The organism is Methylobrevis albus (genome assembly GCF_015904235.1).
GTDB classification, from domain to species: Bacteria; Pseudomonadota; Alphaproteobacteria; order Rhizobiales; family Pleomorphomonadaceae; genus Methylobrevis_A; species Methylobrevis_A albus.
On record NZ_JADZLT010000055.1, the window covers coordinates 1 to 23,070 of the forward strand.

A 23,070-nucleotide genomic window follows, 5' to 3' on the forward strand; every position below is an offset into this window, starting at 1 on the left:
GCCACCAGCAGCAGCACCGGCAGCACCATGAACCAGGCCTTGTTGTTCCAGGTCTTTTCCATGGCTCTCAGGCCTCCGCTTCGACGAGGTGGGCATCGCGGTAGACGTTGACGCGGGCCGGATCGAACACCACGCGCGGGCTCGCCGGGATCGCCCGGCCCTCGGGCAGCACCGCGTTGAGCTCGTGCGGCCCGATCGCGCCGCGCAGGATGCGGTAGCGGCCGATGTCCTCGACGCTGCGCACGCTGATCGGCAGGCTGCCGGCGCCGTCGTCGAGGCGCACGAACTCCGGCCGGACGCCGATCTCGGTGCGGCCGGGCTGGGGCCGGTAGTGCTGGCCGAGCGCCACCGCATGCCCCCCCACCACCGCCCGGTCGCCCGCGACCTCGGCGGGCAGCACGTTCATGCCGGGCGAGCCGATGAAGTAGCCGACGAAGGTATGCTTCGGCCGCTCGAACAGTTCGGCCGGCGTGCCGACCTGAACCACCTCGCCGGCGTACATCACCACCACCTTGTCGGCGAAGGTCAGCGCCTCGGTCTGGTCGTGGGTGACGTAGACCATGGTGAAGCCATAGCGCCGGTGCAGCTGCTTCAGCTGCGAGCGCAGCTGCCACTTCATGTGCGGGTCGATGACGGTGAGCGGCTCGTCGAACAGGATCGCGTTGACGTCGGAGCGCACCAGCCCGCGCCCGAGCGAGATCTTCTGCTTCTGGTCGGCGGTCAGCCCGCGCGCCTTGCGCCTCGCCATCGGCCCGAGCCCGAGCATCTCGATCGTCTCGGCGACGCGCCGGTCGATCTCGGCTTGCGGCACTTTCCGGTTCTTCAGCGGGAAGGCGAGGTTCTCGGCCACCGTCATGGTGTCGTAGATCACCGGGAACTGGAACACCTGCGCGATGTTGCGCGCCTCGGTGGGAAGCAGCGTCACGTCGCGCTCGCCGAACACGACGCGGCCGTGCGAGGGGGTGATCAGGCCGGAGATGATGTTGAGCAGCGTGGTCTTGCCGCAGCCGGACGGCCCGAGCAGCGCATAGGCGCTGCCGTCCTCCCAGACCTGGTGCACCTCTTTGAGCGCGAAGTCGGCCTCGGTCTTCGGGCTCGGCAGGTAGCTGTGGGCGATGTGGTCGAGGGTGATGCGCGACATCGGATGGCTCTCCTCAGGCCGCGAGCGCGGCGGCGGGGGCCGCGGCGATGCTGCCGTCGCCGGCGAACAGGAAGAAGCGGTCGGGATCGAGCCAGACCGTCACCTGCTGGTCGACGTCGAGCGCCCGGATGCCGTGCACCAGCGCCACCCAGCGCTGCCCGGCAAAGTCGACATGAACAAAACTCTCCGAGCCGGTGATCTCGGTCACCGCCACTGTCGCCGTCACCGGGACTGCGCCGGGCACGGCGTCGAGGAACAGATGATGCGGCCGGAAGCCGATGGTGTAGACCGCGTCCCTGAGCCCCGCCGCCGCCCGGCCGGCGCCGATCTCGAAGCCGCCGGCAAAGCGCAGCGTCTCGTCGCGCTTTTCCACCCGGGCCACATTGAGCGGCGGGTCGGAGAAGGTCTGCGCCGCCTCGAGGTCGGCGGGCCGGTTGTAGACGTCGATGGTGCGGCCGAACTGGGTGACGCGCCCCTCGGCGAGCGTCGCGGTATTGCCGCCGAGCAGCAGCGCTTCCGACGGCTCCGTCGTCGCATAGACGAAGATCGCCCCCGACGCGGCGAAGATCTTCGGCAGCTCCATGCGCAGCTCTTCGCGCAGCTTGTAGTCGAGGTTGGCGAGCGGCTCGTCGAGCAGCACGAGGCCGGCGTCCTTGACGATCGCCCGCGCCAGCGCCGTGCGCTGCTGCTGGCCGCCCGAGAGGTTGAGCGGCGTGCGACCGAGGTACGGTGTCAGCCGCATCAGCTCGGCCGCCGACTTGACGCGCCGGTCGATCGTCGCGCCGTCGACGCCGGCGACGCGCATCGGCGAGGCGATGTTCTCGTAGACCGTCATCGCCGGGTAATTGATGAACTGCTGGTAGACCATGGCGACGTTGCGCTTTGCCACCGGCACGCCGACGATGCTCGTCCCGTCCATCCGGATCTCGCCCGACGTCGGCTTGTCCAGCCCCGCCATCAGCCGCATCAGCGTCGTCTTGCCCGACAGCGTCGGCCCGAGCAGCACGTTCAGCGTCCCCTTCTCGAGACGCAGCGACACGTCGTCGATGTGAACGACCGCTCCAACACGCTTCGAGACGTTGCTGAGTTCCAGCATGTCGATGTCCTCGTTGGTCCGCTCGAGGCGGCAGCCCGGACGTTCGTGTCCGGTCGACAGGGTCCTGGCGGCGCCGGTCAGGCGACGCGGCGTTCCGAGGCGGCCCAGGCGGCGCCGAGGGCACCGGCGGTCGCGATGTAGCGGGCATGCTTGCGGGTGTAGATCGCGGTGCGCTCGCCGCGCGGCTCGTACCGCTGGCCGACGCGGACCATGTTCTGCTGCGCGGTGGCGAGATCGGGATAGGCGCCGATCGCCGCCGCGGCGATGATCGCGACACCCTGGGCGCCGAGTTCGGTGCCGGCCGGAATCTCGACGGGAAGGTCGAGCGCGTCGGCGAACAGCTGCGCCCAGACCTTGCTGCGCGACGCGCCGCCGGCGAGGCGGATCGAGGTCGGGCGGGCGGCATCGGGTCCCGACAGCAGGATGTCGATGTCGTGCTTGTGGGCGAAGACGATGCCCTCGTAGATCGCGCGGATCACGTCGCCGAGTTCATGGCCGGCGGAGAGGCCGAGCAGGCCGGCCGGTGCGCCGTCGGGGCCGCCGAACAGGAACGGGAAGAACAGGATGTCGTTGTCGCGGCCGAGGCCGTCGGCGACCAGCGTGTTGCAGACGTCGTAGATCGAGAGGCCCCGGGTCGCGGCGCGGGCGGCCTCGCCGTCGAGCACCGTCTTGCAGAACCACTCGAGGTTGCTCGCCGACGTCGCCGCGCCCTCGGTGGCGAGGAAGGCGTTGCCGATCGGGTAGGGGCTCTGCAGGAAGGGCATCGTGCTCAGCCGCGGCGCCGGATGCAGGGTCGAGTTGATGCTGAAGGTGCCGGCGACGATGCTGAGCTGGCTGGCGTCGTGCAGGCCGGAGGCGATCGCCGCCGCCGTGACGTCGACCGCGCCGCGCACCACCGGGGTGCCGGGGCGCAGCCCGGTCGCCCGGGCGGCGGTCGCGCTCACCGTTCCGACGATCTCGTCGGCGGGGCCGATGGGGGGCATTTTCTCGAGCCAGGCGCCGAGGCCGAGTTCCTCGAACATCCCCAGCGCATAGGACGAGGTGGTGACGTCGATCAGCCCGGCGATCGCCGCGTCGGTCGGGTCGGTCGAGATGTCGCCGCAGAGCCGGAGGCGCAGGAAATCCTTGCAGAACAGCACCGAGGCGGTGCGCTGCAGGGTTTCGGGCTCGTGCCGGGCGAGCCAGGCGAGCAGGGCGGTGGTCTGTGCCGGCCAGATGCGCTGCTGGATCAGCGCGGCGGCCCGCGCGGCCGCGCCGCTCGCCGTCCACTCGGCGAGGATCGGCACACCGCGGCTGTCGGTCGAGACGATGCCCGGCCGCACGGGTTGGCCGGCGGCGTCGACCACATAGAGGCCGCTGCCATAGCCGGCGACGCTGACCGCGGCGATGTCGGCCGGGGCGGTGCCGCTGGAGGCGAGCACTTCGGCGACGGCTTCGGCGGCGGCGCGCCACATCCGCTCGGGGTCGCGCTCGGTGTGGCCGGGAACCGGGAAGATCATCTGGTTGTGGCGGCGGGCACAGGCGAGTTCATTGCCCGCAAGATCGAACAAGGCAGCCTTGGTCATCGTGCCACCGGCATCGATGCCGATCACGCGCTCCGTCATCGCTTTCCTCCCCAACCGCCATGGCCGAAACGGACCCCGGCGGCGCATGCGCAACCGGGGGCAGCAGCGGCCCGTGAGGCGCCCTTGATGGGTCTGATGCCTCTTTCTGACGGGCTAACTTATAATTACAAGTTCAGCGTAGCACCGAACCGCCGACTGTCAAGGGACAACAAACGGCATGAATGCTGACCAAAAGGAGGAGAGTTCGCAGCATTTATACTGCAAGGCAGCAAAAATTATTGCAATGCGAGCGGCGGGCTGGAGCCACTTGTAATTATATGTTGAGCGGCATTATCCTCTGGCCGCAGCCGGCACCAGATCGGCGCGGTACCGTGTTCGGGCTCTCGGGACGGCCAGGCGCGCCGACGTCGGTGCCGGCCTTTCCCGCATGATCCGGCCGCATCGGGGAGACGAGGACATGGACGGGCGCAAGCACCTGATCGACAGGCTGCGCGGCACGGCGGAGATCGACGTGCTGGTCATCGGCGGCGGCATCAACGGCGTCGGCGTCTACCGCGATCTCGCGGCGCAGGGCGTCGCCGCGCTGCTGGTCGAGGCAGGGGATTTTGCCTCCGGCACCAGCGCGGCGCCGTCGCGCCTGATCCACGGCGGCCTGCGCTATCTCGAGACCGGCGAGGTCGCCCTCGTCCGGGAATCGGTCGAGGAGCGCAACCTGCTGCTGCTCAACGCGCCGCATTACATCCGGCCGATCCCGACCTGGGTGCCTCTGCTCAGCTGGACCGGCGGCATGGCGAAGGCGGTCGCCCGCTTCTTCCGGCTGACGCGCACGCCGAGCGCCAAGGGCGCCTTCGCGGTCAAGGCCGGCCTGATGCTCTACGACCTTTTCGGCGAGCGGCACCGCACGATGCCGAAGCACCGCCTGCTGTCGCGCCGCGCGGCGCGGGCGGAGGTGCCGGCGCTCGCCCCGTCGGTGCGTGCCGTCGCCGAGTATTACGACGCCCGCATCACCCACCCCGAGCGCCTGACGATGGAACTCGTCGGCGATGCCGAGCGCGACTGCCCGGCGAGCCTGGCGATCCCCTATCTCGCGGCGCACGGCCTCGAGGGCGGCCGGGTCGTGCTGCGCGACACGCTGGACGGCGAGACCTTCACCATCGCGCCGAAGCTGGTGATCAACACCTCGGGCGCCTGGGTCGACCGCGTCCACGGCGTGCTCGGCATCGACCAGCGGCTGATCGGCGGCACCAAGGGCTCGCACATCGTCGTGCGCCATCCGGGCCTTGCGGCGGAACTCGGCGAGCGGATGCTCTACTTCGAGACGGCGGACAACCGCGCCTGCCTGATCTATCGCCTCGGCGACGACCGGCTGCTGCTCGGCACCACCGACATCCGCACCGAGGATCCCGGCGACATGGTCTGTTCCGACGCCGAGATCGACTATCTGTTCGCCGTGCTGCGCAAGGTGGTGCCGCATGCGGCGCTTGGGCGGGGCGATATCGTCTTCAGCTTCGCCGGTGTGCGGCCGCTGCCGCTCACCGGCAACGTCGTCGCGGGCGCGATCAGTCGCGACCATTCACTGCGCACCTACGAGCCGGCGCCGGGGCGGCCGTTTCCGATGCTGTCGCTGGTGGGCGGCAAGTGGACCACCTACCGCGCCTGCGCGGCGCAGATCGTCGATGCGGCGCTGCCGCGACTCGGCCGCAACCGGGGCACGGACCTCACCCGCACGCCGATCGGCGGCGGCAGCGGGTTTCCCACCGCAGCGGCGGAGCAGGCGGCCTACGGCGCCGCGCTCGCGCGGCGTACCGGCCTCGGCCCCGACCGGGCCGCCTGCCTCACCCTGCGCTACGGCTCGTTGGCGGCGGAGATCGCAGCGGCCGAGGCGGCGGCCGGCGGTGGGTGCCTCACGCAGCTTCCGGACTATTCCGCGGCCGAAATCTCCTATATCTGCCGCAACGAGCGCGTGACCCGGCTCGCCGACGTGATCCTGCGGCGCACGCTGATCGCGTTCGAGGGCGGCACCGGCGAAGCGGCGGTGCGCGAGCTCGCCGGCGTGGTCGGCGCGGCGCTCGGCTGGTCCGAGGCGACTACCGCGCGCGAGATCGAGGCGTGCCTCGCGCTGCTGCGCGACCGCCACCGGGTCGGCGGCTTCGGCGCGGCGCCGCCGGCGACGGCGGCGCGGGCGGTGGATGCGGCGGAGTAAGCCGCGGCGACGTGCAGGCAGGGCAGCGCCTCCGGTTTCGGCGCGGCGAAACGACGGGAAGAGGCGGGCGCAAGGCAGCGATGGCCACCGACGACACGATCACGAGGCACCGGGACGCGGAAGCCGCCGACGATGCGCCGAGCGCGACGCGCCTCAGCCGCAGCGGCGAGCAGGACGCGCCGCTCTGGTCGCAGGTCAAGGCGTCGCTCGTCGCGATGATCGTCGGCGGCAACCTGCCCGAACACACGCGGCTGCCGTCGGAATCCGAATTCTGCGAACAGTTCGGCGTCTCGCGCACCGTGGTCCGCGAGGCGATGAAGCAGCTCGTGTTCGAGCGGATGATCTACAAGCTGCAGGGCAAGGGGGCCTTCGTCGCCGGCCGGCGCGAGGACCAGGACTTCGTCGGCTCGACGATCGGCTTCAGCGGCGAGCTCGCCGAAAAGCAGAAGAGCGTCACGCGCCAGGTGCTGCGCCAGGCGCTGGAGCCGGCCGACGCGCGGGTGCAGAAGCTGCTGCAGCTTCCCGACGAGCGCCTGCTGGTCGCCGTCGACCGCATCCTCAGCGTCGACGGCGTGCCGCGCATGCTGGTGCGCTGGCGGATGCCCGAGACGCTGGTGCCCGGCCTCGACCAGGCCGCACTGCACAGCCGCTCGCTCTACGACACGCTGAGCCGGCAGTACGGCATCGTGTTCAGCCGCGCCGAGCGCTGGATCGAAGCTGTCGTGCCGACGGATGCCGAGGCGAAGCTGCTCGGCGTCGCCCCGCGCACGCCGCTGCTCGGCATCGAATCCGTCGCCTATACGGCCGCCGGCACCCCGATCGAATACTGGACCGCCCTCTACCGCACCGACCGCGCCCGCCTGCACCTGCAGATCGGCACGTCGCGGTAGGAGCGCGGCGAGTTTGCCCAAGTTGATGCGCTTGAGGACGACCGCTCGCGTGCGGCAATCGCCCGAAGCCGCGGCCTAGCCGGCGGCGGCCGGCGCGTTGGCCAGCCCGTTCCAGCGCGCGGCATAGTCAAGCAGCGCGGCCCGGTCTGCCGGCGGCGGGGCCGGGCGGGTGGCGGGCGGGGCAGAGGCGGGGAGGCAGAGGAGGGCGGCGCCGGTGGAGGTGCCGGTCGCCGAGGCGGCGGTTTCGACGCCTTCCGGCGAGAGGCTCGCCAGCATCTCGAGATAGTCGGGGTTGCGGGCGAACGGGCCCTCGACGATGACCGGCCCGCGCGCGCCGGCAAGGTCGAGGCAGGTGCGCGTCATCAGCGCGAGATACCAGGAGAGCGCGAGCAGCCGCTCGCCGGTCGTGGCGGGTTCGGCGGTCCATCGCGCGGTGCGGTCCGGAAAGGGGCCGGAGCCCTTTTCGACCGCCGGCAGCAGCAGGATGCCGCGCGCCAGCACCGCGGCGCGGTCGGCGGCCGTGCCGCACGGTTCGGCGCCCTTGCGGACCAGTTCGTATTCGCGCCCGCCCATGAACCGTGCGGACGGCACCGCCGCGCCGAGGGCGTTGACGTTGACCAGCACGTCGCGGGACTGATCGGGCACGATCGCGGCCCCGCCCGTCGCCATCGAGATCACCCACGTTCCCGTCGAGACGACCGAGAACGCGCGCTGTTCTCCCAGCAGGTAGGGGTAGAGCGAGGCGTTGGAATCGTGGATGCCGACGCTCACCGGCGTCTCCCGGGGCAGGCCGGTGACGGCGGCAATCGCGGGGCGGAGCTGGCCCAGCACGTCGGCGGGGCGGCGCGGGGGGCCGAGTTTTTCGCCGAGGCCGAGCCGCGCCACGAGGGTGGAAAAGCCGCCGAGGCTCGGGTTCCAGAGATCGGTATGGCAGCCGAGCGAGCAGACGTCGCACGCGATCTCGCCGGTCAGCCGCCAGCCCCAGTATTGCGGGTAGGTCAGCACATGGGCGAGGTTGGCACCAAGACCCGGCCGGGTGGCGAGCAGCCAGTGCAGCTGCGCGCCGAGGTTCAGGCCATGCGGCAGGCGGGGCGAGCCGGTTTCGGCAAAATCCGGGCGCAGGGCGTCGTAGGCAGCCGCGAGATCGTCGGGGCCGGGGTGTTCGTAGTCGAGCATCGGGGCGGCGAGATTGCCGGCCGCATCGAGCAGCACCGCCGCCGCGCCATGCGTCGTCACCGAGATGGCATCGACGCCCCAGGTGGCGTGAAACGCCCGGAGGTGGTGCAGGAAGAAGTCCCAGTGGCCGGCGAGGTCGAAGTGCGGATAGGGCGGGCCGGGCAGCACGGTGTTCGGGCGCGTCACGACGGTGAGTTCGCGGAGGCTGCCCTCTTCGACCAGCGCCAGCTTGGCGTTGGTCTTGCCGACGTCGATGACGGCGATGTGCCTCATGGCATGCGGAACAGGGTGACGAGCGGCGTCGCCACCGGCTCGTTGGTCGGATGGCTCTGCATGATGTCGGCCATGTAGGCCCACCAGCGCTGCATCACCGGATGGGCGGGCAGGTCGGCCATGCCGTGATCGTCGCGCCGCCAGAGCACGCCGAACAGGATGCCGGTGTCGCGGTCGAGGTGGATCGAATAGTCCTCGATCCCGGCGTCCTTGAGCAGCGCGACGAGCTCGGGCCAGATCGCGTCGTGGCGGCGCTGGTACTCCGCCTCCATGCCGGGATTGAGCTGCATCTTGAAGGCGTATTTTTCCATCATCGGCCTCGGATCAGTCTGGGCACCGCGATGACGCCGATCAGCAGCAGCCCGAGGAAGATGCTCATCACGATGCCGGGGACGTTGAGCAGGCCGAAGCCGAAGGTCACCATGCCCATGATCAGCGCCGCGAGCACGACGCCGGGGATCGTGCCCGAACCGCCGAGGATGCTGACGCCGCCGAGGACGACCATGGTGACCACCTCGAGCTCGAAGCCGGTGGCGATCGAGGGCCGGGTCGAGCCGAGGCGCGAGGTGAGACAGATCGCGGCGATGCCCGATGTCAGGCCGGTGAGCAGGAACAGCGTGAAGCGGACGCGCGCGACGCGGATGCCGGAAAACTGCGCCGCGGTGGCGTTGTTGCCGATGGCATAGACCGCGCGGCCGAAGTTGGTCCGGTGCAGCAGGGTCCAGAACACCAGCGCCAGCACGGCGAACAGCGCGAGTTCGAAGCTGAACACCCACCAGACATAGCCCTGGCCGAAGAAGTCGAAGCCGTCCGGATAGCCGGTGAACGCCTTGTCGCCGAGCACGATGTAGGAGATGCCGCGGAACAGGCTCATCGTGCCGATGGTGACGACGATCGACGGCAGGCCCATGCCGGCGACCAAGAGGCCGTTCACCGCGCCGCAGAAGAGCCCAGTCGCCAAGCCGACGCCGACCAGCACCGGCACCCCGGCGCCGGCCTGCATCGCCAGCCCCATCGCCGTGGAGACCAGCGCGATAATCGATGCCACCGACAGGTCGATCTCGCCCGCGATGATCAGCATCGCCATGGCGAAGGCGATCATCGCCTTTTCGGTGAAGTTGAAGGTGGCGTCGCTGAGGTTCCAGGCGTTGAGAAAATACGGCGAGGCGAAGGAGTTGATGACGAACACCAGCACGGCGACGACGAGCAGGATCGTCTCCCAGCTGTGCAGGGCGCGGGTGGTGCGCGATTGCAGGCGGTCGGGAATGGCGCGGCCCGTGGCCACGGTCTTTGCGGCCTCGGTCATCGCGGCTCCACCGATTTCAGGATGATGCGCCCGGCCGGCCGGTTCTGGGCGGAATTGAAGGCGACGGCGAGGACGATGGCGCTGCCCGAGATCGCCAGCTGCCAGAACGGCGAGATGCCGACGACCGGCAGCGCGTTGTTGATGACGCCGAGGAACAGGGCGCCCATCACCGTCCCGATCACGCTGCCCGCCCCGCCGGCGATCGCGACGCCGCCGATCACGCAGGCGGCGACCACCGACAGTTCGAAGCCGCTGGCGATGTCGACGTAGGCCACCGCATAGCGGGCGACCCAGAGATAGCCGGTGAGCCCGGCGAGCGCGCCGGCGATGACGAAGGCGAGGAACTGGGTGCGGCCGACGCTGATGCCGGTATAGACCGCCGCATGCGGATTGCCGCCGACGGCATAGAACGAGCGTCCGAGCGGGGTGCGGGTGAGCAGCACGGTGAAGAGGGCGATGGCGGCGAGCGCCACCCAGCTCATCACCGGCAGCCCGGCGATCACCGCGCGCGGCAGGGCCTTGAAGTCGTCCGTCATCTGGTGCGCGTTGACCCAGGCGCCGTCGGTGATCAGGAAGATCGTGCCGCGATAAATCGTCATGGTGCCGAGCGTCACCACGATCGACGGGATGCCGAGCTTCCAGACCAGGAGCCCGTTGACGGCGCCGAGCAGCCCGCCGAGCACCACGACGAGGACGAGGATCAGCGGCAGCGGCACGCCGGCGCCGTTGAGGAGCGCCGCGACCATGCCGCACAGCGCCAGGGTGGCGGCCATCGACAGGTCGATGCACTTGGTCAGGATCACGATCATCTGGCCGATCGCCAGCAGGATCAGTGGCGAGGTGTCGTTGAAGACGTTGGCGAGGTTGCCGGGCCGCACGAAGGCCGGGAACCGCGCGGCGACGACGCCCACCAGCAGGAGGATCGCGAGCGCCAGCAGCGCCTCGCGGTGCTTCAGGATGCTCATGCGGCCTCCGCGATGCCGGCCGCGGCGCGGACCAGGGTTTCCGGCGTCATGCGGTCGCCCGCGACCTCGTCGATGATCCGCCCCTCGCGCATCACGATGACCCGGTCGGACATGCCCAGCACCTCGGGGATCTCCGAGCTGACCATGATCACCGCCAGCCCTTCGGCGGCGAGTTCCGCCATGAATTCATGCACGGCGGCCTTCGAGCCGATGTCGATGCCCTTGGTCGGCTCGTCGAGGATGATGACGCGGGGCTTGGTGGCGAGCCACTTGGCGATCACCACCTTCTGCTGGTTGCCGCCGGACAGCAGCCCGAGTTCCTGGTCGAGGCTGGAGGCGCGCAGGTCGAGGCGGCGGGTGTAGTCGCGCGCGAGCCTGAATTCCTCGGCGAGGCGCAGGAAGCCATTTCGGCTGGTGCGCGCGAGCGACGGCAGCGTGACGTTCTGGAAGATCGGCAGGCCGCGGATCGCCCCCTGCCGCCCGCGGTCCTCGGGGACATAGACGATGCCGGCGGCGATCGCCTCGTGGGTCGAGCGGATCACGCGCACCTCGCCGTCGATCCGCACCGCCCCCTTTGATGGGGTGGTGATGCCGCACAGCGCCTGCATCACTTCGGACCGGCCGGCGCCGACGAGGCCGTAGAAGCCGAGGATCTCGCCCCGGTGCAGGGTGAAGCCGATGTCGGCGAACTCGGTCGGGTGGCAGTAGCCGGCAACCGTGAGCACCGGCGGGCCGATGTTGTGGCTGCGCGGCGGGAAGATCTGGTCGACGCTGCGGCCGACCATCATCTGCACCAGCTCGCCCTCGGTGACGGCCGACATCGCGCCTTCGCCGACGAACTGGCCGTCGCGGAACACGGTGTAGCGCTCGGCGATGCGGAACACCTCGTCGAACTTGTGGCTGATGAACAGGATCGCCTTGCCCTGCCGCTTCAGCGTCTCGACGAGATCGTAGAGCTCGTGGATCTCCTTGTGGCTGAGCGCCGCGGTGGGTTCGTCGAGGATGACGACCCGCGCCTCGGTGGAGAGCGCCCGCGCAATCGCCACGAGGTGCTTCGAGGCGATGCCGAGGTCGCCGAGCCGGAGATCGGGGTTCAGCGTCGCGCCGATGCTGGCGAGCAGTCGCGTCGCCCCGGTGCGCATGGCGCGGCGGTCGATCAGGCCGAAGCGGGTGCGCGGCGCGTGGCCGAGCCAGATGTTCTCGGCGACCGACAGCTCGTCGAACAGCACGGTTTCCTGATGGATGGCCGTGACGCCGGCGCGGGACGCATCCTGCGCCGAGGCGAAGCGGATCGGCGTGCCGTCGATCTCGATGCTGCCCTCTTCGGGCTGGTAGATGCCGGTCAACACCTTGACGATGGTGGACTTGCCGGCCCCGTTCTCGCCGATCAGCGCGGTCACCTGCCCGGGATAGAGGTCGAGCTGTACGCCTTGCAGCGCCTTCACACCCGGAAACGACTTGGAGATGCCGCGCAGCGACAGGACGGGTTTCACTGAACCACCTTCGGGAAAATGTGCCCCGGCCGTCGATGCCGACAGCCGGGGCTGGCCTGACAGATCAGAAGATCGACTTGAACTCGGCGATGTTCGACTTGTCGTAGGTGAAGGGGTCCGACATCGCCGCCTCGTTGTTGTCGTCGAGGGTGGCAGAGCCCATGCGGCCCATCGGGATCGCGGCGCCCGGCGCGGCGGTCGCGGTGCCCTTGTGCAGGTTGTAGGCGATCATCGTCGCGGAGTAGCCGAGGTCGATCGGGTTCCAGATCGCGAAGCTGACGGTGGCGCCCGATTCCACGGCGCCCGCCATTTCCGACGGCAGGCCGAGGCCGGTGACGTTGATCTCGCCGATCTTGCCGGCGTCGGTGACGGCCTGCGAGGCGGCGAGGATGCCCACCGTCGTCGGCGCGATGATCGCCTTGAGGTTCGGGTAGGTCGACATCAGGCCCTGCGCTTCGCGGTAGGACTTGTCGGCGAGATCGTCGCCGTAGACCGTGGCGACGAGGTTGATGCCGGGGTAGTTCGGCAGCACCTTGGTCGCTTCTTCGATCCAGATGTTCTGGTTGGTCGAGGTCGAGGTCGCCGACAGGATGGCGACGTCGCCGCCGTCCGGCATGTGGTCGGCGGCGAGCTTGATGATCGTGTTGCCGATCAGCGCGCTCGACGACGGGTTGAGGTGCATCTGGCGGCCGGCAGGGGCGACGCCCGAATCCCACGAAATCACCGTGATGCCGCGGTCCATCGCCTTCTTCAGCGCCGGGGCGACGGCGTCCGGGTCGTTGGCGGAGATGGCGATCGCGTCGACGCCCTGGGCGATCAGCGCGTTGATCACCTCGATCTGGCCCTCGGCGGTGGTGCTGGTCGGGCCGGTGTAGATGATCTCGACATCGCCGAGTTCGGTGGCGGCCTCTTCGGCGCCCTTCGCGGCGGCTTCGAAGAAGCCGATGCCCAGCGCCTTCACCAGCAGCGCGATCTTGACGTTTTCGGCCGATGCGGCCTGCGTCATCAGCAACGTCGCCACGGCGGCGGTCGTCAGCGTCTTCTTCCAGATACCCATGATGTTCTCCTCCCGGTCAGTTTTTTCATCCGCGTCAGGCCTCGCCCGCGCGGTCCTCTGCCTTGTCCGCGGCGCCGACGCGCGCCACGACCAATCCGACGCCCGCCGCCTCGAGCATGGCGGCGGCACGATCGTCGATCCCGTCATCGGTGATGACGGTGTGAATGCGCGCCAGCGGGCACAGCAGCAGGCTGGAGCGGGCGGCGAACTTGCTGCTGTCGGCGAGCACGATGAGTTCGTCGGCCTGGCCGATCAGCTTCTGCTCGGCCTGCACCAGCATCGGATCGCCCTCCATCAGCCCGAGCGGGCCGAGGCCGCGGCAGCCCATGAACATGCGCGTCGCATAGAAATTGCGGCTGCCGTCCTCGTCGAACGGCGACAGGATGATGTTCTGCTCGCGGTAGATGGCGCCGGCCGGCAGCAGCACGGTGTTCTTCGAGTGCTTCAGCAGGTGCTCGGCGATCGGAAAGCTGTTGGTGAAGACCTGCAGGCGCTTGGCGGTGAGCAGGTGCACCATCTGGAACGTCGTGGTGCCGCCGTTGATGATGATCGCCTCGCCGTCGGTGCAGAGATCGACGGCGGCCCGCGCGATCGCCCGCTTCTGGGCGAGCCGGATGCCCTCGTTCACGCTGAACGGGCGCGCGTTGATGCTGACGAACTGCGGCGGCGAGATCGATTCCGCCCCGCCGCGGACCCGGCGGAGCTTCTTCTGGACGTGCAGCGCCGCGATGTCGCGCCGGATCGTGGCCTCGCTCGCGCCGGTCAGCGTCACGAGATCCGCCACGTTGACCACGGGGCGGCCCTCGACGGCCGACAGGATGATCCGGTGGCGTTCGCTTTCGTGCATGTCGTCCTCCTGCCACCAGTCTCGCTCAGAATCGCGCGCTGTCAATCATTTTCGATCATTTATCGCGATATTGCAGCGCAACATGATCGTTAGTGATTGAATTTGATTGACTTGCTGACCGTTTCCGTCGCAGTTTGGCGTCAGATCAGGGGAGGCCGCGATGTCTGCGCGCGAAAATCATTTGAAGAATCTGTGGGATGACACCCGCGCCGCCGGCATGAGCGAGTCGGAGAAGCTGCTCTATCGGTCGAACCTGCTCGGATCGGAGAAGCGGGTAACGAATTACGGCGGTGGCAACACCAGCGCCAAGGTGATGGAGCGCGACCCGCTGACCGGCGCGATGGTCGAGGTGCTGTGGGTCAAGGGCTCGGGCGGCGACATCGGCTCGATGAAGATGGACGGCTTCTCGACGCTCTACATGGAGAAGCTCGGCGCGCTGAAGGGCATGTACCGGGGGGTTGAGTTCGAGGACGAGATGGTGGGCTACCTGCCGCACTGCACGTTCAACCTCAACCCGCGCGCCGCCAGCATCGACACGCCGCTGCACGCCTATGTCCCGCGCAAGCACGTCGACCACGTGCATTCGGACGCGATCATCGCGCTCGCCGCCTCGGTCAATTCGAAGGAACTGACGGAAAAAGTGTTCGGCAGCGAGATCGGCTGGCTGCCGTGGAAGAAGCCGGGCTACGAGCTCGGCCTCTGGCTCGGCAAGCTCGCGGCGGAGAACCCGGAGATGCGCGGCGCGGTGCTCGAGAGCCACGGGCTGTTCACCTGGGCGGACGACGCGCGCGACTGCTATCTCACCACGCTCGAGATCATCAACCGGGCGGCGGACTGGCTGGAGACGGAATCCGCGGGCAAGCCGGCCTTCGGCGGCGCAAAGCTGCCGACGCTGGCGCCGGCCGAGCGGCGGGCGACGGCGGCGCGGCTGATGCCGGTGATCCGCGGCCTGATCTCGAAGGACCGCTACAAGGTCGGGCATTTCGACGACAGCCCCGCGGTGCTGGAGTTCGTCGGCTCGCCGATGCTGGAAACGCTCGCCCCGATGGGCACGTCCTGCCCCGACCATTTCCTGCGCACCAAGATCCGGCCGCTGGTGGTCGATTTCGATCCGGCAGCTCCCGATCTCGACGCGACGCTCGCCAGCCTGCCGGCCGCGGTCGAGGCCTACCGCGCCGACTACGCCGCCTATTACGCGCGCTGCCGGCATCCGGACAGCCCGGCGCTGCGCGACCCCAACGCGGTCGTCTACCTCGTCCCCGGCGTCGGCATGATCACCTTCGCGCTCGACAAGGCGACGGCGCGGATCTCGGGCGAGTTCTACGTCAACGCGATCAACGTGATGCGCGGCGCCAGCGCCGTCTCCACCTATCAGGGCCTGCCCGAACAGGAAGCCTTCGACATCGAGTACTGGCTGCTCGAAGAGGCGAAGCTGCAGCGGATGCCGCGGCCGAAGGCGCTGGCCGGCCGGGTGGCGCTGGTCACCGGCGGCGCCGGCGGCATCGGCTCGGCCACGGCGGAGCGGCTGCTGAAGGACGGCGCCTGCGTGCTCATCGCCGATATCGACGCGGCGGCGGCCGAGGACGTCGCGGCAAGCCTCGCGCGCAGCTACGGCGCCGACGTCGTGCGGGCGACCGCGATGAACGTCACCGACGAGGCGCAGGTGATCGACGCCTTCGCGGTCAGCGCGGTCGAGTTCGGCGGCGTCGACATCCTGGTGTCGAACGCCGGCATCGCGTCCTCGGCGCCGATCGAGGCGACCACGCTGGCGCTGTGGAACCGCAACATGGACATCCTCTCGACCGGCTATTTCCTCGTCAGCCGCGAGGCGTTCCGGATGCTGCGCAGCCAGGGCATCGGCGGATCGGTGATCTTCGTCGCATCGAAGAACGGTCTCGCCGCCAGCCCCAACGCCGCCGCCTACTGCACGGCCAAGGCCGCCGAGATCCACCTCGCCCGGTGCCTCGCACTGGAGGGGGCCGAAGGCGGCATCCGGGTCAACGTGGTCAATCCGGACGCGGTGCTGCGCGGCTCGAAGATCTGGTCGGGCGAATGGCTGACCCAGCGGGCGAGCACCTACGACACCGACAAGGACGGGCTCGAGGAGATGTATCGCCAGCGCTCGCTGCTGAAGCGCGCCGTGCTGCCCGAAGACGTCGCCGAGGGCGTCTACTTCTTCGCGTCAGACCTGTCGGCGAAATCCACCGGCAACATTCTCAACGTGGACGCCGGCAACAAGGAAGCCTTCACGCGCTAGGCGAAGAGGGCTGCCGGGGGAGGGTGACGTGACGAACAACTATGATCTCGCGCGCGAGGCGTTCGCCGGCTGGGGCGTCGACACCGACGCCGCGATCACGGCTCTCTCCGCGGTGCCGATCTCGGTGCACTGCTGGCAGGGCGACGACGTCGGCGGTTTCGAGCGCAAGTCCGGCACCTCGGGCGGCGGCATCCAGGCGACCGGCAACCATCCGGGCCGCGCCCGCAATCCCGACGAACTCCGCGCCGACCTCGACTTCGCCTTCGCGCAGATCCCCGGGCGCCATCGCCTCAACCTGCACGCCTGCTATCTCGACACGGCCGAGCAGCCCGATCGCGACGAAATCGAGTATCGCCACTTCGCGTCCTGGGTGGACTGGGCGAAGGAGAATGGCCTCGGCCTCGACTTCAACCCGACGTTCTTTGCCCACGCCAAGGCCGACGACAACCTGACCCTGTCGCACCCCGATGCCGGGATCCGCGACTTCTGGATCGAGCACGGACGCCGCTGCCGCGAGATCGCCGCTGCGATGGGCCGGGAGCTCGGCTCGGCGGCGGTCAACAACATCTGGGTGCCGGACGGCTCGAAGGATACGCCCGTCGACCGGATGGCGGCGCGGCGCCGGCTGGAGGCGTCGCTCGACGCGATGTTCGCCGAGACCTTTCAAAAGTCCGAACTGATCGACGCGGTGGAATCGAAGCTCTTCGGCATCGGCGTCGAATCGATGACGGTCGGCAGCCACGAGTTCTACCTCGGCTATGCCATCCGCAAGGGCACAGCGCTCTGCCTCGACATGGGGCATTTCCACCCGACCGAAAGCGTCGCCGACAAGCTCTCGGCCGTGGCGCTGTCGGTCGAGGACATCCTGCTGCACGTCTCGCGCCCGGTGCGCTGGGACAGCGACCATGTCGTGCTGCTGAACGACGACCTGCTGGCGATGGCACAGGAACTCGTCTTTGCCGACCTCCTGCCGCGCACCCGGATCGGCCTCGATTTCTTCGACGCCACGATCAGCCGCACGGCGGCCTGGGTGGTCGGCGTGCGCAACATGCAGAAGGCCCTGCTCCGGGCGTTCCTGCTGCCGCAGGCGCGGCTGAAGGCGCTGGAAGCCCGCCTCGACTACACCGCCCGCCTGGTGCTGACCGAAGAGGCCCGCGACCTGCCGTTCGCCGCGGTGTGGGCGGAGTACTGCGCGCGGGCGGAGGTGCCGGTGGGCGAGGCGCTGCTCGGGCGGCTGGAGGCCTATCAGGCGGCGGTGAGCGGGCGCGGTTAGCGGGCCGAGGCGCGGCGGGCAGGGCAGGGCAGGGAGGGCTACGTCGGCTGTCCGCGGGCGGCAGTCGGCCGATGCCTCGGCTTTTCCCTCGCCCTTCGAGACAGGCGCTCCGCGCCTTCCTCAGGATGAGGAAAAAGGACAAGCGTCTGCAATCAAACAGATCTTTCGAAGGCCTCATCCTGAGGAGGCCCGCGAGGGCCGTCTCGAAGGACAAGGCCGGGTGCGCCGACCCCGACCGTTGCTGAACCGGTCAGCAGTGGAAGATTTCCGTCGTCCCGGCTTCGGTCGTCGGGGATGAGCGCACCGCCCGCCTGCCGCAGAACGCAAAAGAGCGCCCCGCTCGTGATCGGCCAAGGTCCAAAACGCAAAAAACCCGGCCGCGAGGCCGGGTTTTTTGTGTTGGTTGCGGGGGCAGGATTTGAACCTGCGGCCTTCAGGTTATGAGCCTGACGAGCTACCGGGCTGCTCCACCCCGCGTCACAGCCGGCGGCGAACCGTCGGCGAGCGGTATCTAGCAAGTGGCGGCCGGGATGGGAAGGGCTGGACGACATTTATTTGTCATATCGGGTCTGCGCACGGCGCAGTGCGGCAGTGTCGGGCGGTGGCGCCGGGTGCGGCGCGGGCGGCGGCAACGGCGGCGTTGCGGGGTTTTTCGGGGTCAGCCGGGGCGCCTCGGCGGGGTGCGCGGGCACCGCGGACGGGGCCTGAAATAAGTTTGGCGGCCATCGCAGGCGGCGGGGGGCGGGAGTGCCGCAGGAGGGGCGGCTCAATTCCGATTGACGAAACTCGCGCGAACTTTTATTTCCTTGGAAGAAAATTCGTTTCTCCTGCGGTGCCGAAGCGGCGCCACCCCGGCGAAGGAGCCCGAGCCCGTCATGTGTGGGATCGTTGGACTTTTCCTGAAGAACCCCGCCCTCGAACCCGATCTCGGTCGCCACCTCGCGGCGATGCTGGAAATGATGACGGATCGCGGGCCGGACAGCGCCGGCTTTGCCGTCTACGGCCAGCCCGGCGCCGACGGCGTCGGCAAGATCACGCTGCGCGTCGCGCCCGGCTTCGACCATGCCGCGCTGCAGGCGGCGCTCGCCGACAAGCTCGGCGCCGCGGTGGAGATCACGCCACGCGGCACGCATCTCGTGGTCGAGGTGCCCGAGGACGTGATCGAGGCCGCGACGGCGGCGATCGGGACGCTCGCGCCCGGCGCCAGCGTCGTCTCGGCGGGGCGGCGGATGGAGGTCTACAAGGAGGTCGGACTGCCGGCCGACGTCGCGCGCGCCTTCGGCCTCGCCGGCATGGCGGGCAGCCACGGCATCGGCCACACCCGCATGGCGACGGAATCGGCGGTGACGACGGCCGGGGCGCATCCCTTCTCCACCGGCCTCGACCAGTGCCTCGTCCACAACGGCTCGCTGTCGAACCACAACCAGCTGCGCCGGCGCCTGAAGCGCGAGGGGCAGAGCTTCGAGACCGAGAACGATTCGGAAGTCGCAGCCGGCTACCTGACGTCACGGCTCGCCAAGGGCGACAACCTCGGCGAGGCGCTGACCGCCGCCCTCGTCGATCTCGACGGCTTCTTCACCTTCGTCGTCGGCACCGAGACCGGCTTCGGCGTGCTGCGCGACCCGATCGCCTGCAAGCCGGCCGTGATGGCCGAGACCGACGACTGGGTCGCCTTCGGCTCGGAATTCCGCGCGCTCGCCGCCCTGCCGGGGATCGAGACCGCCCGGCTGTTCGAGCCGGAGCCCGCCACCGTCTATTTCTGGGAGCGCCATCAGTGACGCCAGCGCCGAACCTTGCGACCGCCGGCCTCGCCGGACCGGAGGCCGAGACGATCGACCTTGGCACCGACAGCGTCCGCGACCTCAACAGCCGCCTGCAGGCGGTGCAGCCCGGCGCCAACGCGACCCGTTTCCACGTGCTGAACCCGGCCGGGCGCCACGCGCTCGCCGTCGGGCTCACCGCGCCGCTCAGCGTCGAGATCGACGGCCATGCCGGCTACTACTGCGCCGGCATGAACGCGCTCGCGAGCGTGACGGTGAACGGCAACACCGGCATCGGCGTCGCCGAGAACATGATGTCGGGCTTCGTGCACGTGAAGGGCGATGCCGGCGCCTCGGCCGGGGCGACGGCGCACGGCGGCATGCTGCTCGTCGAGGGCAATGCCGCCTCGCGCTGCGGCATCTCGATGAAGGGCATCGACATCGTCGTGAAGGGTTCGGTCGGGGCGATGTCGGCGTTCATGGCGCAGGCCGGCACGCTGATCGTGCTCGGCGACGCCGGCGATGCGCTGGGCGATTCCATCTATGAGGCGCGGCTCTACGTGCGCGGCACGGTGAAGAGCCTCGGCGCCGACTGCATCGAGAAGCCGATGCGCGACGAGCACCGCGCCGAGATCGCCGAAAAGCTCGCGGCGGCCGGGATCACCGGCGTCGATGTCGGCGCGTTCCGCCGCTACGGCTCGGCCCGCGGCCTCTACAACTTCCACGTCGACAACGCCGGGGCCTATTGATGACCGACCATCCCCGCGTGCCGCGCACGCTGCCGCGCTTCTCGTCGACCTTCGATCCGGCGACGCTGGCCGAGATCCGCCGCGCCTCGGCGACCGGCATCTACGACATCCGTGGTGGCGGCGCAAAGCGCAAGCTACCGAATTTCGACGACCTGCTGTTTCTCGGCGCCTCGATCAGCCGCTATCCGCTGGAGGGCTACCGCGAGCGCTGCGGCACCGACGTGGTGCTCGGCACGCGCTTCGCGAAAAAGCCGATCGAGCTCAAGATCCCGATCACCATCGCCGGCATGAGCTTCGGTTCGCTGTCGGCGCAGGCGAAGGAGGCGCTCGGGCGCGGCGCCTCGACGATGGGCACCTCGACCACCACCGGCGACGGCGGCATGACGCAGGAGGAGCGCGGTCATTCGTCGATCCTCGTCTATCAGTACCTGCCGTCGCGCTACGGCATGAATCCGGAAGACCTGCGCAAGGCCGACGCGATCGAGATCGTCGTCGGGCAGGGGGCGAAGCCCGGCGGCGGCGGCATGCTGCTCGGCCAGAAGATCAGCCCGCGCGTCGCGGCGATGCGCACGCTGCCCGAAGGCATCGACCAGCGCTCGGCCTGCCGCCATCCCGACTGGACCGGCCCGGACGACCTCGAGATCAAGATCGAGGAGCTGCGCGAGATCACCAACTGGGAGAAGCCGATCTACGTCAAGGTCGGCGCCTCGCGGCCCTATTACGACACGGCGCTGGCGGTGAAGTCGGGCGCCGACGTCATCGTGATCGACGGCATGCAGGGCGGCACGGCGGCGACGCAGGACGTCTTCATCGAGCACGTCGGCATCCCGACGCTGGCGGCGATCCGGCCGGCGGTGAAGGCGCTGGAAGACCTCGGCCTGCATCGCAAGGTGCAGCTCATCGTCTCGGGCGGCATCCGCAACGGCGCCGATGTGGCAAAAGCGCTGGCGCTCGGCGCCGACGCGGTGTCGATCGGCACGGCGGCGCTGGTGGCGCTCGGCGACAACGACCCGGCGTGGGAGGCCGACTACCAGGCGCTCGGCACCACGGCGGGGGCCTACGACGACTGGCACGAGGGCAAGGACCCGGCGGGCATTACCACGCAGGACCCGGCGCTCGCGGCCCGGCTCGACCCGGTCGCGGCCGGGCGGCGGCTCGCCAACTATCTCAGCGTGCTGACGCTGGAAGCCCAGACGATCGCGCGCGCCTGCGGCAAGAGCCACGTGCACAACCTCGAGCCGGAGGATCTGGTGGCGCTGACGGTGGAGGCGGCCGCGATGGCCGGCGTGCCGCTGGCGGGGACGGACTGGGTGCCGGGCGGGGTGCGGTACTGAGGGGGTAGCCTCGGCCTTGCCGTGGGGCCTCCCCCCTCCCTGTCCCTCCCCCGCTTCGCAGGAGAGGGGACGATGGGCGCGAGGACTTTCGCAAGAGCCGGCGTTGCGCCGAGGCGGAACGCTGATGATCGAGGCGCCCCATCCTCCTGCGTCCCCTCTCCTGCGAAGCGGGGGAGGGACAGGGAGGGGGGAAGGCCCCGCGGCACGAAGCCTGCAAGACAATGAGACCAGACTAGCAGCACCATCGCCGACACGAGAGCGAAGCTCCGGCGGCCGCGCGGCGCAGAGGGGACGGGGCTCGGCGGCAGCCGCTCCGTAGCGATCCAAGGGGAACAACGCGGATGACGGCCAGCCTGTCGGAGATCGCGCGCGAGCGCGGCATCAAGTATTTCCTGATTTCCTACGCCGATCTGTTCGGCGCCATGCGCGCCAAGCTGGTGCCGGCGGTCGCGATCGACGGCATGGTGAAGAACGGCGCCGGGTTCGCCGGCTTCGCCACCTGGCTCGACATGACGCCGGCCGATCCGGACCTCTTCGCGATCCCCGATCCGGCGAGCCTGATCCAGCTGCCGTGGAAGCCGGAAGTGGGCTGGCTCGCCGCCGACCTCTGGATGGACGGCAAGCCGGTGGAGCAGGCGCCGCGGCTGGTGCTGAAGCGCCAGATCGCCGCCGCCGCCGAACTCGGCTACGTGATGAAGTCCGGCGTCGAGTGCGAGTTCTTCCTCGTCGCGCCCGACGGCAAGGCGATCGCCGACGGCGCCGACACCCAGGCGAAGCCCTGCTACGACCAGCAGGCGCTGATGCGCCGCTACGACGTGATCACCGAGATCTGCGACGCGATGCTGGCGCTCGGCTGGCAGCCGTACCAGAACGACCACGAGGACGCGAACGGCCAGTTCGAGATGAACTGGGAATACGACGAGGCGCTGCTCACCGCCGACCGGCACATGTTCTTCAAGTACATGGTGAAGTCGATCGCCGAGAAGCACGGCCTGCGCGCGACGTTCATGCCCAAACCCTTCCTCGAGCTCACCGGCTCGGGCTGCCACTCGCACGTCTCGCTGTGGCAGGGCGACGTCAACGTGTTCGACGATCCGGACGGCGAGCTCGGCATTTCGGCGCTCGGCTACCAGTTCCTCGGCGGGCTGCTGGCGAATTCCGACGCGATCTGCGCCCTCACCAACCCGACGGTGAACTCCTACAAGCGCCTCAACGCGCCGCGCACCACCTCGGGCGCCACCTGGTCGCCGAACTCGATCACCTACACCGGCAACAACCGCACCCACATGGTGCGCATTCCCGACGCCGGCCGGTTCGAGGTGCGCCTCGCCGACGGCGCCGCCAACCCCTACCTGCTGCAGGCCGGCATCCTCGCCGCCGGGCTCGAGGGCATCGCGACCAGGGCCGACCCGGGCGCGCGGCTCGACATCGACATGTATGCGCTGGGGCACACGGTCGCCGACGTGCGCAAGCTGCCGCTCAACCTGCTCGACGCGATCCGGGTGTTCGAGGCCTCCGACGTGCTGAAGCAACGGCTCGGCGCCGGCTTCGTCGGCTCCTATGCCAAGCTGAAGCACCAGGAATGGAACAGCTTCTGCCGGTTCCTGACCGAGTGGGAGCGGCAGAACACGCTCGACTGCTGAGAGCGATCGCGCGCGAGCATCGCCGGGACCATGCCGGCGACG

General features: G+C 69.4%; 18 protein-coding genes and 1 tRNA gene. 8 read left to right on the top strand and 11 right to left on the bottom strand.

Annotation, left to right across the window (positions count from 1 at the left end; translation table 11 throughout):
- Positions 1 to 67: 67 nt before the first annotated feature.
- From I5731_RS16810 to I5731_RS16820, 3 genes are all read right to left on the bottom strand, one after another.
- Positions 68 to 1,141, bottom strand: a complete 1,074-nt coding sequence (locus I5731_RS16810; protein WP_197310601.1) for an ABC transporter ATP-binding protein — start codon at positions 1,139 to 1,141, stop codon at positions 68 to 70.
- A 13-nt stretch (positions 1,142 to 1,154) separates the two neighbouring features.
- Positions 1,155 to 2,237: an ABC transporter ATP-binding protein gene (locus I5731_RS16815; protein ID WP_197311146.1), complete on the bottom strand. Its 1,083-nt coding sequence runs from the start codon at positions 2,235 to 2,237 to the stop codon at positions 1,155 to 1,157.
- A gap of 77 nt (positions 2,238 to 2,314) precedes the next feature.
- The gene (locus I5731_RS16820; RefSeq protein WP_197312579.1) at positions 2,315 to 3,841 is read right to left on the bottom strand and encodes an FGGY-family carbohydrate kinase; all 1,527 of its coding nucleotides are present in this window, start codon (positions 3,839 to 3,841) and stop codon (positions 2,315 to 2,317) included.
- Between the two features lie 418 nt (positions 3,842 to 4,259).
- Here I5731_RS16820 and I5731_RS16825 point away from each other — a divergent pair, with 418 nt between their 5' ends.
- Positions 4,260 to 6,005 (top strand): glycerol-3-phosphate dehydrogenase/oxidase, encoded by a 1,746-nt coding sequence (locus I5731_RS16825; RefSeq protein WP_197312580.1) that lies wholly within the window; start codon positions 4,260 to 4,262, stop codon positions 6,003 to 6,005.
- Between the two features lie 80 nt (positions 6,006 to 6,085).
- Positions 6,086 to 6,895 carry a GntR family transcriptional regulator gene (locus I5731_RS16830; RefSeq protein ID WP_197312581.1) on the top strand — a complete coding sequence of 270 codons (810 nt, stop codon included), beginning with the start codon at positions 6,086 to 6,088 and terminating at the stop codon, positions 6,893 to 6,895.
- Positions 6,896 to 6,970: 75 nt separating this feature from the next.
- Here the strand turns inward: I5731_RS16830 and I5731_RS16835 are convergent, their stop codons facing one another.
- The 7 genes from I5731_RS16835 to I5731_RS16865 form a co-directional block, all read right to left on the bottom strand.
- Positions 6,971 to 8,344, bottom strand: coding sequence for an FGGY-family carbohydrate kinase (locus tag I5731_RS16835; protein WP_197312582.1), 1,374 nt, complete (start codon positions 8,342 to 8,344; stop codon positions 6,971 to 6,973).
- Entirely contained in the window at positions 8,341 to 8,655 is a 315-nt protein-coding gene (gene rhaM, locus I5731_RS16840; RefSeq protein ID WP_197312583.1) for an L-rhamnose mutarotase, read from the bottom strand. Before rhaM ends, I5731_RS16835 begins: the two co-directional genes overlap by 4 nt.
- Complete coding sequence (locus tag I5731_RS16845; protein ID WP_197312584.1) at positions 8,655 to 9,650, bottom strand: ABC transporter permease; 996 nt, start codon at positions 9,648 to 9,650, stop codon at positions 8,655 to 8,657. Before I5731_RS16845 ends, rhaM begins: the two co-directional genes overlap by 1 nt.
- Positions 9,647 to 10,615 carry an ABC transporter permease gene (locus tag I5731_RS16850; RefSeq protein ID WP_197312585.1) on the bottom strand — a complete coding sequence of 323 codons (969 nt, stop codon included), beginning with the start codon at positions 10,613 to 10,615 and terminating at the stop codon, positions 9,647 to 9,649. The genes I5731_RS16845 and I5731_RS16850 overlap by 4 nt, the downstream gene beginning before the upstream one ends.
- Positions 10,612 to 12,108, bottom strand: a complete 1,497-nt coding sequence (locus tag I5731_RS16855; protein WP_197312586.1) for a sugar ABC transporter ATP-binding protein — start codon at positions 12,106 to 12,108, stop codon at positions 10,612 to 10,614. The genes I5731_RS16850 and I5731_RS16855 overlap by 4 nt, the downstream gene beginning before the upstream one ends.
- A gap of 64 nt (positions 12,109 to 12,172) precedes the next feature.
- Entirely contained in the window at positions 12,173 to 13,165 is a 993-nt protein-coding gene (gene rhaS, locus I5731_RS16860) for a rhamnose ABC transporter substrate-binding protein (RefSeq protein ID WP_197312587.1), read from the bottom strand.
- 34 nt (positions 13,166 to 13,199) lie between these two features.
- The gene (locus I5731_RS16865; RefSeq protein WP_197312588.1) at positions 13,200 to 14,012 is read right to left on the bottom strand and encodes a DeoR/GlpR family DNA-binding transcription regulator; all 813 of its coding nucleotides are present in this window, start codon (positions 14,010 to 14,012) and stop codon (positions 13,200 to 13,202) included.
- Between the two features lie 160 nt (positions 14,013 to 14,172).
- On the opposite strand from I5731_RS16865, the gene I5731_RS16870 reads away from it, so the two are divergent.
- Both I5731_RS16870 and I5731_RS16875 read left to right on the top strand, forming a co-directional pair.
- Positions 14,173 to 16,269 carry a bifunctional rhamnulose-1-phosphate aldolase/short-chain dehydrogenase gene (locus tag I5731_RS16870; RefSeq protein WP_197312589.1) on the top strand — a complete coding sequence of 699 codons (2,097 nt, stop codon included), beginning with the start codon at positions 14,173 to 14,175 and terminating at the stop codon, positions 16,267 to 16,269.
- 28 nt (positions 16,270 to 16,297) lie between these two features.
- Complete coding sequence (locus tag I5731_RS16875) at positions 16,298 to 17,542, top strand: L-rhamnose isomerase (protein WP_210336344.1); 1,245 nt, start codon at positions 16,298 to 16,300, stop codon at positions 17,540 to 17,542.
- A 400-nt stretch (positions 17,543 to 17,942) separates the two neighbouring features.
- Here I5731_RS16875 and I5731_RS16880 read toward each other — a convergent pair.
- Positions 17,943 to 18,019, bottom strand: a tRNA-Met gene (locus I5731_RS16880).
- A 398-nt stretch (positions 18,020 to 18,417) separates the two neighbouring features.
- Here I5731_RS16880 and I5731_RS16885 point away from each other — a divergent pair.
- The 4 genes from I5731_RS16885 (at position 18,418) to glnT (ending at position 23,028) form a co-directional block, all read left to right on the top strand.
- Complete coding sequence (locus I5731_RS16885) at positions 18,418 to 19,320, top strand: class II glutamine amidotransferase (protein WP_197312590.1); 903 nt, start codon at positions 18,418 to 18,420, stop codon at positions 19,318 to 19,320.
- Entirely contained in the window at positions 19,317 to 20,051 is a 735-nt protein-coding gene (locus I5731_RS16890) for a GltB/FmdC/FwdC-like GXGXG domain-containing protein (protein WP_197312591.1), read from the top strand. Before I5731_RS16885 ends, I5731_RS16890 begins: the two co-directional genes overlap by 4 nt.
- Positions 20,051 to 21,385 carry an FMN-binding glutamate synthase family protein gene (locus I5731_RS16895; RefSeq protein ID WP_197312592.1) on the top strand — a complete coding sequence of 445 codons (1,335 nt, stop codon included), beginning with the start codon at positions 20,051 to 20,053 and terminating at the stop codon, positions 21,383 to 21,385. Before I5731_RS16890 ends, I5731_RS16895 begins: the two co-directional genes overlap by 1 nt.
- Positions 21,386 to 21,726: 341 nt before the next feature.
- Positions 21,727 to 23,028, top strand: a complete 1,302-nt coding sequence (gene glnT / locus I5731_RS16900) for a type III glutamate--ammonia ligase (RefSeq protein ID WP_197312593.1) — start codon at positions 21,727 to 21,729, stop codon at positions 23,026 to 23,028.
- The last annotated feature ends 42 nt before the right edge of the window (positions 23,029 to 23,070 follow it).

What these genes read in the sequence shown, in the direction of transcription:
- I5731_RS16810 (WP_197310601.1), bottom strand. Translation starts at nt 1,141, where the DNA reads ATGTCGCGCATCACCCTCGACCACATCGCCCACAGCTACCTGCCGAGC.
- I5731_RS16815 (WP_197311146.1), bottom strand. Translation starts at nt 2,237, where the DNA reads ATGCTGGAACTCAGCAACGTCTCGAAGCGTGTTGGAGCGGTCGTTCAC.
- I5731_RS16820 (WP_197312579.1), bottom strand. Translation starts at nt 3,841, where the DNA reads ATGACGGAGCGCGTGATCGGCATCGATGCCGGTGGCACGATGACCAAG.
- I5731_RS16825 (WP_197312580.1), top strand. Translation starts at nt 4,260, where the DNA reads ATGGACGGGCGCAAGCACCTGATCGACAGGCTGCGCGGCACGGCGGAG.
- I5731_RS16830 (WP_197312581.1), top strand. Translation starts at nt 6,086, where the DNA reads ATGGCCACCGACGACACGATCACGAGGCACCGGGACGCGGAAGCCGCC.
- I5731_RS16835 (WP_197312582.1), bottom strand. Translation starts at nt 8,344, where the DNA reads ATGAGGCACATCGCCGTCATCGACGTCGGCAAGACCAACGCCAAGCTG.
- rhaM (WP_197312583.1), bottom strand. Translation starts at nt 8,655, where the DNA reads ATGGAAAAATACGCCTTCAAGATGCAGCTCAATCCCGGCATGGAGGCG.
- I5731_RS16845 (WP_197312584.1), bottom strand. Translation starts at nt 9,650, where the DNA reads ATGACCGAGGCCGCAAAGACCGTGGCCACGGGCCGCGCCATTCCCGAC.
- I5731_RS16850 (WP_197312585.1), bottom strand. Translation starts at nt 10,615, where the DNA reads ATGAGCATCCTGAAGCACCGCGAGGCGCTGCTGGCGCTCGCGATCCTC.
- rhaS (WP_197312587.1), bottom strand. Translation starts at nt 13,165, where the DNA reads ATGGGTATCTGGAAGAAGACGCTGACGACCGCCGCCGTGGCGACGTTG.
- I5731_RS16865 (WP_197312588.1), bottom strand. Translation starts at nt 14,012, where the DNA reads ATGCACGAAAGCGAACGCCACCGGATCATCCTGTCGGCCGTCGAGGGC.
- I5731_RS16870 (WP_197312589.1), top strand. Translation starts at nt 14,173, where the DNA reads ATGTCTGCGCGCGAAAATCATTTGAAGAATCTGTGGGATGACACCCGC.
- I5731_RS16885 (WP_197312590.1), top strand. Translation starts at nt 18,418, where the DNA reads ATGTGTGGGATCGTTGGACTTTTCCTGAAGAACCCCGCCCTCGAACCC.
- I5731_RS16895 (WP_197312592.1), top strand. Translation starts at nt 20,051, where the DNA reads ATGACCGACCATCCCCGCGTGCCGCGCACGCTGCCGCGCTTCTCGTCG.
- glnT (WP_197312593.1), top strand. Translation starts at nt 21,727, where the DNA reads ATGACGGCCAGCCTGTCGGAGATCGCGCGCGAGCGCGGCATCAAGTAT.